Genomic DNA, 15207 nt, shown 5'->3' on the forward strand with positions numbered 1-15207 from the left:
AACATGACGCCGGAAGAGCATCTCAAATCAGGCGATCTGGCGGCCACGTTGGCCACGCTGCAAGACGATATCCGGGCAAATCCCGCAGACGCCAAGCTGCGAATTTTTCTGTTTCAACTGCTTTGTGTCATGGGCGATTGGAAACGCGCAATCACGCAGCTGAAACTCAGCGCGGAAATGGATGAATCGGCCACGATGATGGCCAAGACATATCGCGAAGCGATCATCTGTGAGGTCTACCGCGAGAAAGTATTTGCAGGTGAAAAAACCCCGATGATTTTCGGTGAGCCTGAGGAATGGCTGGCTCATCTGATCGAAGCACAAAAACTGACGGCTGGAGGGCATTTTGATCAGGCCGCCGAGTTGCGCGCCCGAGCTTTCGATGCCGCACCTATGACATCGGGCACCGTGAACGGTGAGGCGTTTGAATGGATTGCCGATGCGGATATGAGGCTGGGACCTGTCCTTGAAGTCATCGTTAACGGCCGTTACTTCTGGCTGCCTTTTGCGCAGATCGTGCGCCTTGAAATCGAGGCACCATCCGATCTGCGCGACGCGGTCTGGACGGCGTGCACGCTGACCGTTGCAAGCGGTGGAGAGGTCGCCGCGCTGGTTCCGACACGTTATGCTGCGACCACCGAACGAGGGGATGATGCAGCACGTCTGGCACGGGCAACCTCATGGGTTGATGCCGGGTCTGAGACATTCGTTGGCCTTGGCCAGCGTCTGCTGACCACCAATACGTCGGATGTCGCCTTGCTGGACATCCGCGAACTGGTATTGGACGTGGCCGTGGAGGACGGGGAAGCGGAAGGAGATGGCTGAGAAGACACTCGTTGAACGCCTACAGCCTTCGTTGCTTGACAGACTGACCGATGATGCGCCGGATCAGATGAAAGAAGGTCGCGATGCGCGTGTCATCAATGTCGGACGCCTCAGAGAGATCATCCAGCGCGACTTGTCCATGTTGCTCAATACCACGGATCAATCAGATCTGATTGATGAAGACGTTTATCCATACGCTGCAAAATCCGTATTGAATTATGGTATCCGAGAGACGTCCGGGTCATTCTCGACTTTGCGTCAAGCACAGCGCATCCAGAAATCAATTGCCGATTCAATCGAGGTTTTTGAACCTCGGATCATGAAAGGCTCGGTCGCGGTTGATTTACGCTCGGAAAAACGATCAGGCGAAATGCATGTTGAGTTTGATATTCGCGCCGTAATGTGGGCACAGCCGATGCCGTTGGAGCTTTATCTGCGTAGCAGGGTTGATGTTACCACCGGCGAAGTCGCAATTGAGCGGAGTTAGACGCCATGGATACGCGGCTGCTAAAACACTATGAAACTGAGCTTGCCTTCCTAAGGGAAATGGGTGCCGAGTTCGCCAACGCCTATCCAAAGATCGCCTCGCGGCTTGGGATGGAAGGGATTGAGGTTGTCGACCCATATGTCGAGCGTTTGCTGGAAGGTAACGCCTTTCTGGCTGCTCGGGTGCAGCTGGAACTTGAGATGCAGTTTCCAGCCTTCACCTCGAACTTGCTGGAAATTGTTTACCCGCATTATCTGGCCCCGACACCATCGATGATGATTGCGCAATTGGAGCCGGATGTGGGCAATGCCGCGCTCAAAGAGGGCTATCCAATTGCTCGTGGCACAGCTTTGCGCGCCCGGCTCGCCGAAGATGAACAAACCGCCTGCGAGTTTGCAACGTCGTCAGACCTGACCCTTTGGCCGATCGAGATATCCGAGGCTGAATACATTGACGGTCGCGGAGAGCTGGTTGCCGCGGGTGTTGCGCGCGACACCGAAGCGCGTGCTGGTATCCGGCTCCGTCTGAACCGCACGGATGGCGAACCGATGGCAGAACTGGAGATGGATAGCCTTGTTCTGCATCTGGACACGCAAAGTGGCAAAGCTTGGGGGCTGCATGAATTGCTGTCCATTCAGTGTTTTGGTCTAACCGGGCGGTCCACCGACCGGCGCGCGGATTGGACGATAAGCCTGCCCGACTCTGACGTGATTCCAAAAGGATTTGAACGGGATGAGGCCCTGTTGCCGATCCCGCGCCAGTCTTTCGATGGGTATCGCCTGTTGCAAGAATACTTCGCGATGCCGGAACGATTCCTGTTTGTCGAACTGACAGGGCTGAAACCTGCGCTCAAGAAATCGGCTGGCACGGATGTCGATATTTATATCTTGCTGAAGGACGGTATGCGCGACGTGGCGCCCGCGGTGACTCCCGCAGCCTTTGCCCTGAACGCGGTACCGGCTGTAAATCTGTTTCACCGCCGCTGCGACAGGGTGCATATCACGCAGATGGACACCCAGCACCATGTCGTGCCGAGCCGAACGGCGGGGCTGGATTACGAGATATTCTCGATTGAACGGGTGACAGGCATTCGGTCGGATGAAGATGGTGACATCCCATTCCGCCCCTTCTACAGCGATACCGACCTGACTGCGGCAGGTGACAATCACCCGGCCTATTATACCGTTAAACGGCGAATGCGGCAGCGGAATGAAAAAGAGCGTCTGCGCGGTGTTCGAACCTCGTATCTGGGGTCCGAGGTATATCTGACCTTGGTGGACCGCTCCGAAGCACCGTATCCCGGATCGTTGGATCAGCTGGCGGTCGAAGCGATGTGTTCCAACCGCGATTTGCCAATGCTGCTGGCTGCTGGTGGGGACGATGTATTTCACCTGCCCGATGGTGGGCCAGTCAAGACCGTGCGCACTCCGGTGAGTCCAACGCGCCCGCATGCCACTTTGGCGCAAGGCGACGCAGCGTGGAAATTGATCAGCCATCTGAGTCTCAATTACCTGTCAATCGCCGGAGACGGCAAAGAGGGTGGGGCAGGCGCACTGCGCGAGCTTTTGGGCATCTATGCTCCTTTGGGCAACCGCGTGACCGAAAAACAGCTGGAGGGCGTCGTTTCAGTTAGCAGCCGCCCCATCGTGCGGCGCATGAGCGACGAGGTGCTCAGCACCGCAGTGCGCGGATTGGAGATCACCCTGGGCTTTGATGAGAGTTTTTACGAAGGCACAAGCGTTTACGTATTGGGTGCGGTGTTGGAGCGCTTCTTCCGCAAATACACAACGATTAACAGTTTCACGGAAACGGTGCTGAAAACCGAACGACGAGGAGAGATTGCCAGATGGCGACCGGCAGCCGGCCTGGGCAGGATCATCTGAGCTTGCTTGCCGCGCTAGCGGCCGACCCTGAAAGGCATCATGTCTTTCAGGCGCTGAGGGTGATCGAAGCGCATTATTCAGATGCGCCAAGGCTGGGGGAATCACGCCGTCCGCGTGAAGATCGTGTGCGATTGGGGCAGGATGTTTCACTAGCGTTTCCCCCGAATACCCTGACGCATTTCGAACCTGCGACGGAAAATGCACCTGGTAAACTCAACAACCTGTTTTTTGGCTTCTTTGGGCCACAAGGCCCTTTACCACTGCACCTGACCGAGTTTGCACGTGATCGGCAGCGCAATCATCGTGATCCGACCTTTGTTGCCTTTGCCGACATGCTAACCCACCGGTTCATGAGCTTGCTTTACCGTGCCTGGGCGGCGGCGGAACCAGCGCCTAGTTTTGATCGCGGCGATGATCCGTTCGAGCAGCGTGTGGGGGCCTTGGCCGGGTTCAAAGGCGAGAGTTTTTCCAATCGAGACGCAATGCCCGATATGCTGCGCCGCTTTTTCGCGGGGCATCTAGGGTCGGGGACCAAGACCGTCGAGGGTCTGATTGCAATCGTGTCAGACTATTTTGGCGCTGAGGTGCATGTTCAACAATTCGTCGGATCTTGGCTTGAGCTAGAACCTGACGATACCTGGCAACTTGGTGGGCCTGCGCGACTAGGGCAATCGACCAGCATTGGAAACAGCGTTTGGTCGCGTTCTGCCAAGTTCCGCATTCGCATCGGGCCTTTGTCGTTTGAGGATTACAAACGCCTTTTGCCAGGTGGTGTCTCACAGCGTCGACTAGAAGCCATCCTTCGCAACTATGTCGGAGATACGCTGGATTACGAAGTCAATCTGGTGTTGGCCGGTGACGAGGTGCCCCGCGCCTCGTTGGCTGGGACCACGCAGCTGGGTCATACAAGCTGGATCAGAACCCGAGACGACCCGGACAAAGACCGTCCGGATGCAGATGATCTGGTTCTTTATCCCGGATACGCAACACAAGAATTCGAGGCCGAAGAACTGGCCCACTCTGAGAGGTAATGAAGATGACGGAAATCAGCCGCGTTTCGCTGTTTGGCAAGTTGAACAAGCTGGGCTACCAGGCAATCGAGGGGGCCACCGTATTTTGCAAGATGCGAGGCAATCCCTATGTCGAAATCCAACACTGGCTGCATCAAATACTGAACGGCCAGGACAGTGATATTCACCGCATCATCCAGCACTATGATCTGGACCCAGGGAAAATCGCGTCGGAACTGACCCGTAGCTTGGATATGCTGCCGCGCGGGGCATCTTCGATCTCCGACCTGTCTGACCATCTGATGGACGCCATGGAGCGTGGCTGGGTTTGGGGCTCGTTGCTCTATTCGGATAGCAAGGTGCGAACCGGATATCTGATCTTAGGCATGCTCAAAACGCCTGCATTGCGCAACATTCTGGCCAGCATGTCGCCGGAACTGGCCAAGATTGGCGCCGACGATCTGGCCGATAATTTTGCTGAAGCAACCGATGGTTCACCCGAAGATTCGTTGGGTGCACAGGACGGCTCGACCGTGGGCGGTGGCGCAGAGCCGGGTGAGGCAAGCGGCGCGATGGCCCCGGGCGCGATGGGCAAGGGAGAGGCGCTCGAGCAATTCTGTACTGATCTGACCGAACAAGCACGCAATGGTGAGATTGATCCAATTGTGGGTCGGGATGAGGAAATCCGCCAGATTGTCGATGTGCTGATGCGTCGTCGCCAAAACAACCCGATCCTGACGGGTGAAGCGGGCGTTGGTAAAACCGCCGTGGTCGAAGGTTTTGCTCTGCGGATTGCACGGGGTGACGTGCCCCCGGCGCTGAAGGATGTGCGCCTGCTGGTGCTGGATGTGGGCCTGCTACAAGCGGGCGCTTCCATGAAGGGTGAGTTCGAAAACCGATTGCGCCAGGTGATTGACGAAGTGCAGGCCAGCCCAACTCCGATCGTGATGTTCGTGGATGAAACGCACACATTGGTTGGAGCAGGGGGTGCGGCCGGAACCGGTGATGCAGCCAACCTGCTGAAACCGGCCTTGGCACGCGGCACTCTGCGTACGATCGGCGCTACGACTTGGGCTGAATACAAGAAATACATTGAGAAAGACCCAGCACTAACCCGTCGCTTTCAGGTCGTCCATGTGGAAGAGCCGGACATTCCGAAAGCGGTTTTGATGATGCGTGGCATCGCTTCAATGCTTGAAAAACACCACCGCGTTCAGGTGCTTGACGAAGGGATCGAAGCAGCGGTTACACTTTCGGCTCGTTACATCCCTGCACGGCAGTTGCCGGATAAGTCCGTCAGCCTGCTGGACACTGCGTGCGCGCGCGTCGCCGTATCTCAGCACGCGGTGCCAGCTGAGGTCGATGACAGTCAGCGCCGGATAGAGGCACTGACAACTGAACTGGAGATTATCGAACGCGATGAGACCGCAGGCTACGATGTGGCCGACCGCCGCGAAGCAGTGAATGCCGCGAAAGAGGCGGAAGAGGCTCGGCTGGCAGAACTTACCGAGCGGTGGGAAGCCGAGAAGAAGGTGGTGGAAGAAATCCTGAACCTGCGGGCCAAGTTGCGTGAAGGCGGGCAGGAAGTTGAAGGCACCGGCACAGCAGAGGGTGAAGCCGCGACCGAGGAGGCTGAGGCGCAACCCATTGACCGAGGTGCCCTATTGGCCGAGTTGAAGGCAAAGAACACCGAATTGGAAGAGTTGCAGGGCGATAGCCCCCTGATCTTGCCCATCGTGGACCATCAGGCTGTCGCTAGCGTGGTCGGCGATTGGACCGGTATCCCGGTCGGTCGAATGGTTAAGGACGAGATCGAAACCATCCTGAACCTTGAAGAACGCCTGGCTAAACGCGTGATCGGCCAAGACCATGCGATGAAGATGATCGCCAAACGGGTTCAGACCAGCCGCGCCGGGCTCGATAATCCGAACAAGCCCATTGGTGTATTCATGCTGGCGGGCACCAGTGGCGTTGGGAAAACCGAAACCGCGCTGGCGCTGGCCGAGGTGCTTTATGGCGGAGAGCAAAACGTCATCACAATCAACATGTCTGAGTATCAGGAGGCGCACACCGTCAGCAGCCTGAAAGGCGCGCCACCGGGTTATGTCGGATATGGCGAAGGCGGAGTGCTGACCGAAGCGGTCCGGCGCAAGCCCTATTCGGTGGTTCTGCTGGATGAGGTCGAAAAAGCTCACCCCGACGTGCACGAGATCTTTTTCCAGGTCTTCGACAAAGGTGTGATGGAGGACGGCGAGGGACGCGTAATCGACTTCAAGAACACGCTGATCCTGCTGACTTCTAATGTCGGCACAGAGATGATCATGGATATGTGCGCGGACCCGGATCTGATGCCGGAACCAGAGGGTATGGCCAAGGCCCTGCGCGATCCACTTTTGAAAGTTTTCCCACCCGCCCTGCTTGGGCGGCTCGTGACGATCCCCTATTACCCGCTGAGCCCCGAAATGTTGGGCGAAATTACGAAGCTGCAATTGGGGCGCATTCAGAAACGCGTTCAACAAGCGCATGGGGTTCCGTTCGAATACTCTGACGCTGTTGTCGACGAAATCGTCAACCGGTGTCAGGAGTTGGACAGTGGCGGTCGCATGATCGATGCCATCGTCACAAACACAATGTTGCCGGATATTTCGGCTGAATTCCTAAAAAGAATGATGGAAGGCCAAGAAGTTAGAAAAGTCGTGATCAATGTCACAGACGGCGATTTCACTTATGGGTTTGACTAAGGGCATCGCATCAAAGCGGGTCGCAAACCAATTGAATATCGCCAGTAGAGGGAGTCCTTAAATGGCAAAAACTACAGTAACCAAGCACAAGTTCTACGTCGTTGATCTGATCCGGTCCAAGCCAAAGCTTGAATATATCGAAATTCCAAAATACCGGGTCGATGTCGAATTTGAGATTACGAAATCAGGCAAACTTAAGAAACCTGATCCGGTTCCCTCGACTGCGCTGAAACGTCTGGAAGACGCCGGCATGAAAGTGCTGGATAACTACGAAAAGACTATCACTGAAGAAGCAATCAAACTCGACAAAAAGGTCGGTGATTTGATGAAGACGCCCGGGAAAAAATCCCAGGACGAAGCCGAAAAGCTGATCCAAGGCGTAAATCAGTCGATCAAGAACGCCATGGCCTCGGCCGAAGGCGCGGCCAAAGTGGCGATCGAAAAGAAGCTGAAAGAAGAGGCCAACAAAGACAAGCTTCTGAAAGAGGCACGTATCAAGACTACGGTCAAGGTGTCGGTCGGTGTCATAAAAATCGGCGGTGCGGTCGCGCGGCTGGTTGCGACATCGGGTGCGGATGCGATGGCCTACAAGACAATCGCCAAACAGGTTTATTCGCTTGGCAAAGAACTGCAGCAACAGCTCAAGGGTGAGGAAAAACTGCGCAAGGACCTGTACAAAGCAATCCAGAACTACATGAAGCTTCGCGAAACCGCCATCATGCAGGCGGCTGAGCGTCAGGGTATTACGGATACTTCGGGAATCTCTCCGAAAAAACCCTTGGAAGCGATCAAAAAATTTACTGCCAAGGCAGTCGCGATGGGAGAGGAGGTCACAAAAGGCAAAGACCCCAAGACTATCGCAAAGAGCATGCTGGATTTCGCGGCGAAGGCAGTCAAAGGCAAGGCGGATGATGCCAAGAAAGCGCGCGAGAAATACCGCGAGCATACGACGAAGACCCGTCATAAAGTCGACAGTCTTGGCGGTTCTGCCGACAAGCTCATGAAGGCAGCAAGAAGCTCTAAAACCCTTAAGGAAGGCATCAAGCTGGGTGCCGAGTGTATGAACGTCAAGCGTTCGGCCAGCGCGCTGGCCAAGAAACTGGAAGATCGAGAGAGCTTCTTGAACGAGATGAATGCTCTGATGGAAGGCAATGGTCTGAAAGTGGATGACACGGCGATCATCGACAAGATCAAGGCTCTGGACAAGAAAACCATCGCTTCGGAAGCCAAGGACATGTTCACGAACATCAAGACCGTGAAAAGCATGATCGACAATATCAGCGACGCCGTAGGCTAAGCTGGACCAATAGCGCCGGGCGCGTCATCTCTGCGCCCGGCATAAGCAAGACGACAGGAGGTCAAGTTGGAAACCGGTATCGAGAAGAGCGAAACGCTCCGCGACACCGTGCGTGCGTTTGTCGAGCGCAAGGCGGTAACCAACACCATCCTGGGCGTGATTATCTTTAACGCGATCACTCTTGGGCTGTCGACCTCATCGTCGATGCAGAACAGCATCGGTCATCTTCTTGTCGTAATCGACAAGGTTGTGCTGGGCATTTTCGTGGCCGAGCTACTGCTGAAATTTTATGCCTATCGTCTGAGTTTCTTCAAAAATGCCTGGAACATCTTTGACCTCGTGGTCGTCACACTGGGCCTGTTGCCCAATCGCGATGGCCTGTCGGCGCTACGGGGGTTGCGGGTCATCCGTGCCATGCGCCTGCTTTCGGTCATTCCACAGATGCGCGCGGTGGTGCAGGCATTGCTGGACGCGCTACCCGGCATGGGTGCCGTGATTATCATGATTTCAATCGTGTTTTATGTCTTCGCCGTGATGGCAACGCTGATGTACGGCCCGGACTTTCCCGAATGGTTCGGTACGCTGGGGCGTTCGCTATATTCCCTGTTCCAGATCATGACCTTGGAAAGTTGGTCGATGGGTATTGTCCGCCCGGTCATGGAAACGCACCCGACGGCCTGGATATTCTTTGTGCCCTTTATCGTCATCACTGCCTTTTCGGTGCTCAACCTGTTCATCGGTCTGCTGGTGAACACCATGCAATCTGCCGTTGAAGATGAAGCGGTTGAGGAGTTTTCCGTGTTGCGTGACCTTGTGCGCAGTGAAACCGACATAGTCGACGATCATGTCAAGGAACTGCTGGTCGAGGTGAAAGCCCTGCGTCAGGAAGTGGCAGAATTGAAAGGTCAGGCAAATGGCTGACAGTTCGCAAAAATTCATTGCTCGAAATCGCGCGCCACGAGTCCAGATTGAGTATGACGTCGAACTTTACGGTGCTGAAAAGAAAGTACAGCTGCCCTTTGTCATGGGGGTGATGAGCGATCTTTCTGGCAAGTCCACTGTAGAAACGCCCAATGTTACAGATCGCAAGTTCTTTGAGATCGACGTTGATAACTTCGATGACCGGATGAAAGCCATGGCACCGCGGGTCGAGTTTTCGGTGCCCAATACGCTGACCGGTGAGGGCAATCTGGCGGTCGACCTGACCTTTGAAAAGATGGCTGATTTTAGCCCGGCTCAGATCGCGGCCCGGATCGAACCGCTGCGCAAACTGCTTGAGGCGCGGACGCAGTTATCGACGCTGATGGCTTATATGGACGGAAAAACGGGGGCTGAGGCGCTGATCGAGAAGATACTCGCCGACCCCTCATTGTTGAGTGCACTTGCCGACAGTGCGGTTCCGGACCAGGACCATGATGCGACACTGAATGCCCTGCGCGCAGAAGCGCCCGAGGATGCGCCTGGCGACACTTCGGTTGATGATGCCCTGGCGTCGCTGCCCGAAGTTCAGGTTGAAACCGCCGAAGAAAACAAGATTGAGGATGTTCTGGCTTCGGTTCCAGAGATTGAAACGTCCATGGAAGAGGATAGCTCTTCTGAGATTTTGTCAGATTTGGCCTCGAGCGCGCCTCAGGAAGACTCGCCCGACACTTCGGTTGCGGATGCGCTTTCATCGATTCCCGAAACCTCTGCTGAAATGGAGCATGATGAATCTGCCGATGTGTTGGCGGAACTGGCAAACAGCGCTCTGGATGAACCTGAAGAAGGCGAGACAGTCGATGACGTTCTCTCTGCGATATCAGAGGTCGCGGAACCCGAGGACGAAGACTCATCTGCAGATGTACTTTCCGAGCTTGCCGAAGCTGCGCCTTTGGATGAAGGCGAAGACAATACGCTAGACGACGCCCTGTCTTCTTTGCCTGAGCTCGAAGAGCTGGCCGACGAGGATCAAAGCGACGATGTGCTCGCAGAGCTTGCGGAGTTGGGTAATGACGATAAAGCAGAGGACACCAGCATTGACCATGCATTGTCGTCGATCCCGGATGCGCCAGAGATAGATGAAGATGACGATCTGGACGACCTGTTGGCAGATCTCGCCGAAGCGTCTCCCGATGAGGCCGACGAGGATGAGGTAATCGATGACGTTTTAGCGGCTATGCCTGATGTTGAGGAGGCCGAAGAAACGGACGAGTCTGACGATATCCTGAGTGATCTTGCCGATAGCGCACCTGACGAAACATCGGACGAAGACGATGAATTGGATGCGTTGCTGTCTGATCTAGCCGAAGCGTCTCCCGATGAGACCGACGATGATGAGGCGATTGATGACGTCTTAGCGGCTATGCCTGATGTTGAGGAGGTCGAAGAAACGGACGAGTCTGACGATATCCTGGGTGATCTTGCTGATAGTGCACCTGCTGATACATCGGATGAAGAAGATGACTTGGATGCAATGCTGTCTGATCTTGCCGAGATGACTTCTGATGAAGCCGATGATGATGAGACAATCGATGACGTTCTTGCGGCCATGCCCGATGTTGACGAAGTCGAAGAAACCGAAGAATCCGACGAAATTTTGAGTGATCTCACGGACAGTGCGTCTGACGATACATCCAATGACGAAGATGATTTGGACGCGTTTCTGGCGGATTTGGATACACCCTCGGCAGACGAAGAAGGTGACGACGATCTCGATGATTTTCTCAACGAGATTTCTGTGAATGAGGCCGAGTCAGAGGATGATCTTGAGGGTCTGTTGGACGATCTATCAGCGGAAGATATCAGCGTTGATGATCTTGATGATGTGCTGAGCGATGAGAGTGATCAGTCGGATTCCACTGACGAGGATTTGGATCTCGAAGGCTTGTTGGATGAGACCGACGACACAAGCGAATTAGATGATCTGGATGATTTGCTAAGTGACATCGACGGTGATGAAAGCTCTGACGATCTGGATGACTTGCTAAGTGATCTTGATGAAGGCGGCAGCGAAGACAAGGCCGAAGAGGCCGAACATGATGGCGAACCAGTTCTAGCCTACGGCACAATGAGCGCCGAAAGGCCCGATCCGGAGCGTTTGAAACGCACACGGTTCCGTCTGGCAATATTTGGTGACTTTTCGGGCCGTTCAGCCAGGGGACAGATCGAAACCGGTAATGCGTTGGCCGCACGCAAGCCGATCCTGTTGGACCCGGATACGGTCGAGGATGTTATCAAGGGTTTTGCGACCAAGCTGGTTCTGCCGCTCGGCAAGGACGGGGCAGGGATCGAGGTTGATCTGAAAGAGCTGGACGATCTGCACCCTGATGAGCTTTACGAAAAAGTTGAGTTGTTTGACGGTCTCGCAGGTTTGAAAGGACAGCTCAGCACAGGGGCAACGGCGGATCATGCCGCCAAGCAGCTGATCGCATGGGGCGAGGAATTTGGGCAGGCAGTAGTGCCGCCGCGCAAAAGCTCGGGTGGAAACACAGTGCGCGCCGACCTGAAACTCAGCGATTTTCAGAGATTGATTGGCGATACGACCGGAGAGCTGGCCCAAGCTTCGCCTGTGGAAGATCTGCTTAAGCGTGTCGTCGGTCCACATATCCGCCAACTCCCCAGCCCTGACGTGTCAGCGATGCAGGCTGCAGTGGATGACGCGCTAAGTGCGGCGATGCGGATGGTGTTGCACCATCCCGAGTTCCAATCGGTTGAGGCGCAGTGGCGCAGTCTCGATCTGATCGCGCGCAGCATTGAGGACGACGATACGCTGGACGTGATCCTGTACGATGTGTCGGCCGAAGAGATAGCCGCCGATTTGGCCGCCGGGGATGATCTGGCTGAGACCGGTTTGGTGCGCTTGCTGACAGAAGAGCCTTTGGACGAGGAAAACGGGCGTGGTGGATATTCCGCATTGATCGGTCTTTACACCTTTGAGGAAACGCCACCCCATGCCGAGTTGCTGGGCCGGATCGGTCGGGTCGCTGCCCACGTGGACGCACCTTTTATCAGTGCCATTACTCCGACGTATCTGGATATCAAGAAAGAGGACCGGCATCCGCTGGTTGTGAAGGCCTGGGATACGTTGCGTGCTATGCCCGAAGCGGGACATGTAGGGCTGGCTTCTCCGCGGTTCCTTCTAAGGCGGCCATACGGAGCGAAAACTGAACCGATCTATGAGTTTGATTTCGAAGAATTCACCGAGTCCGAAGGCTTGCGCGGGATGCTGTGGGCCAACCCGGCAGTTCTGGTGGCTGTCCTGTTGGCGCGATCCTTCAAACAGAATGGAAAAGCGATGAACCTGGGTTCGGTTATGAGCCTTGGTGGTATGCCCTATTACTTTGTTAATGACAGATATGGCGATCAGGTCGCGCTACCCTGCACCGAACGCAACATTACGCTGGATAAACACGAGCACTCGGTCCAGCGCGGCTATATGCCCCTGCTGTCGGTGAAAGGGCGGGATGAGATCAGGCTAGGCTCGTTCAATTCCGTTGCCGGTCAGGAAATTCTTGGGCCATGGTCAGGCGTTCCGGCTCCGGCACCTTCGCCCGATGTGCCGGATGCACCGGATGAGCTCGAGGTAGACGAAGCGCCGTCGGATGATGACTTTGATCTGGATGATCTAGGTCTGGACGATGAGCCCGATCTGGACCTTGGCGATGATGACACACCGGATCTGGTTGACGATGATTTCGATTTGGATCTTGATGATGACGACTCGGGCGGTCTGGACGGTTTCCTCTCGGCGTTCGGTGACGACACCGACGAAGACGACGAAGAAGAATTGGATCCCGAACTGGCGGCGCTATTGGCCGATCTTTAACCGGGGCCGTAGTGGGTAATAGGGTTTGAAAGGAAGAACGATGGCGGACAACAAGCAGCCCTTGAGTATGCAGACAAGCTTTGGCGGTGATCCCGACGACTGGGTTATCCGCAAGGCCATCGTGAATGAGCAGACGGGCCGCCTGAGCGAGATTCGCGTCGAGGCTTTGTGTAAAAAACAGGACGTCAAATTGCAGGATCTTCTGGGCCAGAGCATGTCGATCGTGTTGACTGATGCGGCAGGAGATACCCGCAGTTTCAGTGGTATTGTTGCCGGTGTGACCAAGCTGGCCCTGCGGGGCGGATTGGTACACCTGTTGTTCGACGTTCGGCCGTGGTTCTGGTTGCTGACAAAAACAACAGACTCGCGCATTTTCCAGAACATGACCGTCATCGAAATCATCCAGAAGATTATCGGTGAACATGGTTTTGGCGCGGATCTGCAGAATAAGACTTCGGAGACATACCTACAGCGTGAGTACACGGTGCAATATCGTGAATCCGATTTCGATTTTCTGTCGCGCCTGATGGAGCAGGAGGGGATCTATTACTTCTTCGATTATCCGACTGTTTCGGAAGAAAAACTGGTCTTGTGCGACTCCAAGTCAGCCCACAAATCGCTGCCCAGGGGTTCGACGTTGGATATCATTGTCGGGTCGGGCTCTGACCAGAAAACCGATGATTCCATCACAAGCTTCCAATATGGCGAACGGATCAGTCAGGGCTTGGTCGAATTCAATGATTGGGACTTTGAAAAACCCAATGCCAAGCCGACCGTCCGGGGGAATGGGCAACTGTCGCAGAAGCATTCCTACAAGAAATTGGAACACTATGATTACCCCGGACATCACCGAAGCAATACCAACTTGGGGAAAGCCCACGGAACTGCGTATATGGACGGTGAAGAACAGCAGTCGCGTCCGGTCAGTGGCACCAGCACTGTCTGGCGTCTGGCAACGGGTTACCTGTTTAAGGCTGGCGAACGTGATGATGTGAAAGGCTTTGAGTATCTGATCAAAGGTGCAACGCATTACATGCAGGCAACTGACGCTTACGACGACACAGCCCTGACGCATGAGGGCACAAGCGTTAATATCGTAACAGACGTGGACAACTATCTTGAGTTTCCCGACTACGCACAGGACATTTATGCGTCCAGTTTCGACGCGCTGGACAGCTCGATCCATTGCCGGTCGCCGCAAGTTACCCCCTGGCCGGAAATTTCCGGTCTGCAAACCGCGATCGTAACCGGGCCAAGCGGCGAAGAGATATACACCGATAAATATGGCCGTATCAAAGTTCAGTTTCATTGGGACCGCGAAGGCAAAAAGGACGAAAAGACAACCTGTTGGGTGCGGGTGGTCACGCCTTGGTCGGGCAAGAACTGGGGCATGATCCATATTCCTCGTATCGGTCAGGAAGTCGTAATTCAGTTCGAAGAAGGGAATCCTGACAGGCCCATTTGCACCGGAATGCTGTATAATGCCGACACGATGCCGCCTTATGCGCTGCCCGCAAATGCAACCAAATCGGGGATCGTGACACGGACCAGTAAGGAGGGCAGTACCAAGACTTTCAATGAACTGATGTTCGAGGACAAAAAAGACGCAGAACTTGTCCGCTTTCAGGCTCAGAAGGATCACGAGAAGCTGGTTAAGAACAAGTCCACCATCACCATCGGATATGACGAGCTGGACAAGGGCGGCAATGGCGGCGATGGCTGTTTGAGCCAGGTCGTCAAGAAAAACGTGGATGAGACGATCAAAGAGGGTGACCACACATTCAAAATCGAAACCGGAAGTCAGACGGTGGAAATCAAGACGGACCAGACCGAAACGATCGAAGGCAAGTCCACCCGCACCGTGACCGGAAACAACACGGAAACTATCAAAACCGGCAACAAGACGACGACGGTGAATACGGGCAACATCCAAGTAGATGCCAAGTCTGGTAAGATAACCGTAACAGCGATGCAATCGATCGAACTGAAGGTCGGCTCATCTTCGATCAAGCTTGATCCGACGAGTATCACCGTCAAGAGCACGATGATCAAAGTTCAAGCCAACGCCAAGCTGGACGCAAAAAGCCCGATGACGACGGTGAATGGCGACGCGATGCTTACCCTTAAGGGTGGGCTGACCATGATCAACTAGAGGCGCGA

Annotated in this window: 9 protein-coding genes and 1 pseudogene; all 10 read left to right on the top strand. The window is 54.9% G+C overall.

The window, feature by feature from the left end:
• The first annotated feature begins 3 nt into the window (after positions 1-3).
• The 10 genes and pseudogenes from ACR0NN_RS04805 (at position 4) to ACR0NN_RS04850 (ending at position 15199) form a co-directional block, all read left to right on the top strand.
• Positions 4-825: a type VI secretion system accessory protein TagJ gene (locus ACR0NN_RS04805; protein WP_170725734.1), complete on the top strand. Its 822-nt coding sequence runs from the start codon at positions 4-6 to the stop codon at positions 823-825.
• Positions 818-1312 (top strand): type VI secretion system baseplate subunit TssE, encoded by a 495-nt coding sequence (gene tssE / locus ACR0NN_RS04810; RefSeq protein WP_170725737.1) that lies wholly within the window; start codon positions 818-820, stop codon positions 1310-1312. Before ACR0NN_RS04805 ends, tssE begins: the two co-directional genes overlap by 8 nt.
• A 5-nt stretch (positions 1313-1317) precedes the next feature.
• Positions 1318-3195, top strand: coding sequence for a type VI secretion system baseplate subunit TssF (gene tssF / locus ACR0NN_RS04815; RefSeq protein WP_170725750.1), 1878 nt, complete (start codon positions 1318-1320; stop codon positions 3193-3195).
• A complete protein-coding gene (tssG, locus tag ACR0NN_RS04820) occupies positions 3159-4226 on the top strand; it encodes a type VI secretion system baseplate subunit TssG (RefSeq protein WP_170725754.1) in 1068 nt (355 codons plus the stop codon). The genes tssF and tssG overlap by 37 nt, the downstream gene beginning before the upstream one ends.
• A gap of 5 nt (positions 4227-4231) precedes the next feature.
• Positions 4232-6946, top strand: a complete 2715-nt coding sequence (gene tssH, locus ACR0NN_RS04825; protein WP_170725758.1) for a type VI secretion system ATPase TssH — start codon at positions 4232-4234, stop codon at positions 6944-6946.
• Positions 6947-7007: 61 nt separating this feature from the next.
• Positions 7008-8243, top strand: a complete 1236-nt coding sequence (locus ACR0NN_RS04830) for a hypothetical protein (protein ID WP_170725765.1) — start codon at positions 7008-7010, stop codon at positions 8241-8243.
• Positions 8244-8309: 66 nt separating this feature from the next.
• Complete coding sequence (locus ACR0NN_RS04835) at positions 8310-9164, top strand: ion transporter (RefSeq protein WP_170725770.1); 855 nt, start codon at positions 8310-8312, stop codon at positions 9162-9164.
• Positions 9157-9654 (top strand): annotated as a pseudogene (gene tssB, locus ACR0NN_RS04840) (type VI secretion system contractile sheath small subunit); the annotation flags it as partial. The gene ACR0NN_RS04835 and the pseudogene tssB, both read left to right, overlap by 8 nt.
• 285 nt (positions 9655-9939) lie before the next feature.
• On the top strand, positions 9940-13047 hold the full coding sequence (locus ACR0NN_RS04845; RefSeq protein WP_480684320.1) for a type VI secretion system contractile sheath domain-containing protein: 3108 nt from the start codon (positions 9940-9942) through the stop codon (positions 13045-13047).
• Between the two features lie 40 nt (positions 13048-13087).
• Positions 13088-15199: a type VI secretion system tip protein TssI/VgrG gene (locus ACR0NN_RS04850; protein WP_170725782.1), complete on the top strand. Its 2112-nt coding sequence runs from the start codon at positions 13088-13090 to the stop codon at positions 15197-15199.
• Positions 15200-15207: the final 8 nt, after the last annotated feature.

The organism is Ruegeria sp. BA2, from assembly GCF_056539605.1.

Bases quoted from the DNA above. Each gene is read 5' to 3' on its own strand.
- ACR0NN_RS04805 (WP_170725734.1), top strand. From the start codon at position 4: ATGACGCCGGAAGAGCATCTCAAATCAGGCGATCTGGCGGCCACGTTG.
- tssE (WP_170725737.1), top strand. From the start codon at position 818: ATGGCTGAGAAGACACTCGTTGAACGCCTACAGCCTTCGTTGCTTGAC.
- tssF (WP_170725750.1), top strand. From the start codon at position 1,318: ATGGATACGCGGCTGCTAAAACACTATGAAACTGAGCTTGCCTTCCTA.
- tssG (WP_170725754.1), top strand. From the start codon at position 3,159: ATGGCGACCGGCAGCCGGCCTGGGCAGGATCATCTGAGCTTGCTTGCC.
- tssH (WP_170725758.1), top strand. From the start codon at position 4,232: ATGACGGAAATCAGCCGCGTTTCGCTGTTTGGCAAGTTGAACAAGCTG.
- ACR0NN_RS04830 (WP_170725765.1), top strand. From the start codon at position 7,008: ATGGCAAAAACTACAGTAACCAAGCACAAGTTCTACGTCGTTGATCTG.
- ACR0NN_RS04845 (WP_480684320.1), top strand. From the start codon at position 9,940: ATGGAGCATGATGAATCTGCCGATGTGTTGGCGGAACTGGCAAACAGC.
- ACR0NN_RS04850 (WP_170725782.1), top strand. From the start codon at position 13,088: ATGGCGGACAACAAGCAGCCCTTGAGTATGCAGACAAGCTTTGGCGGT.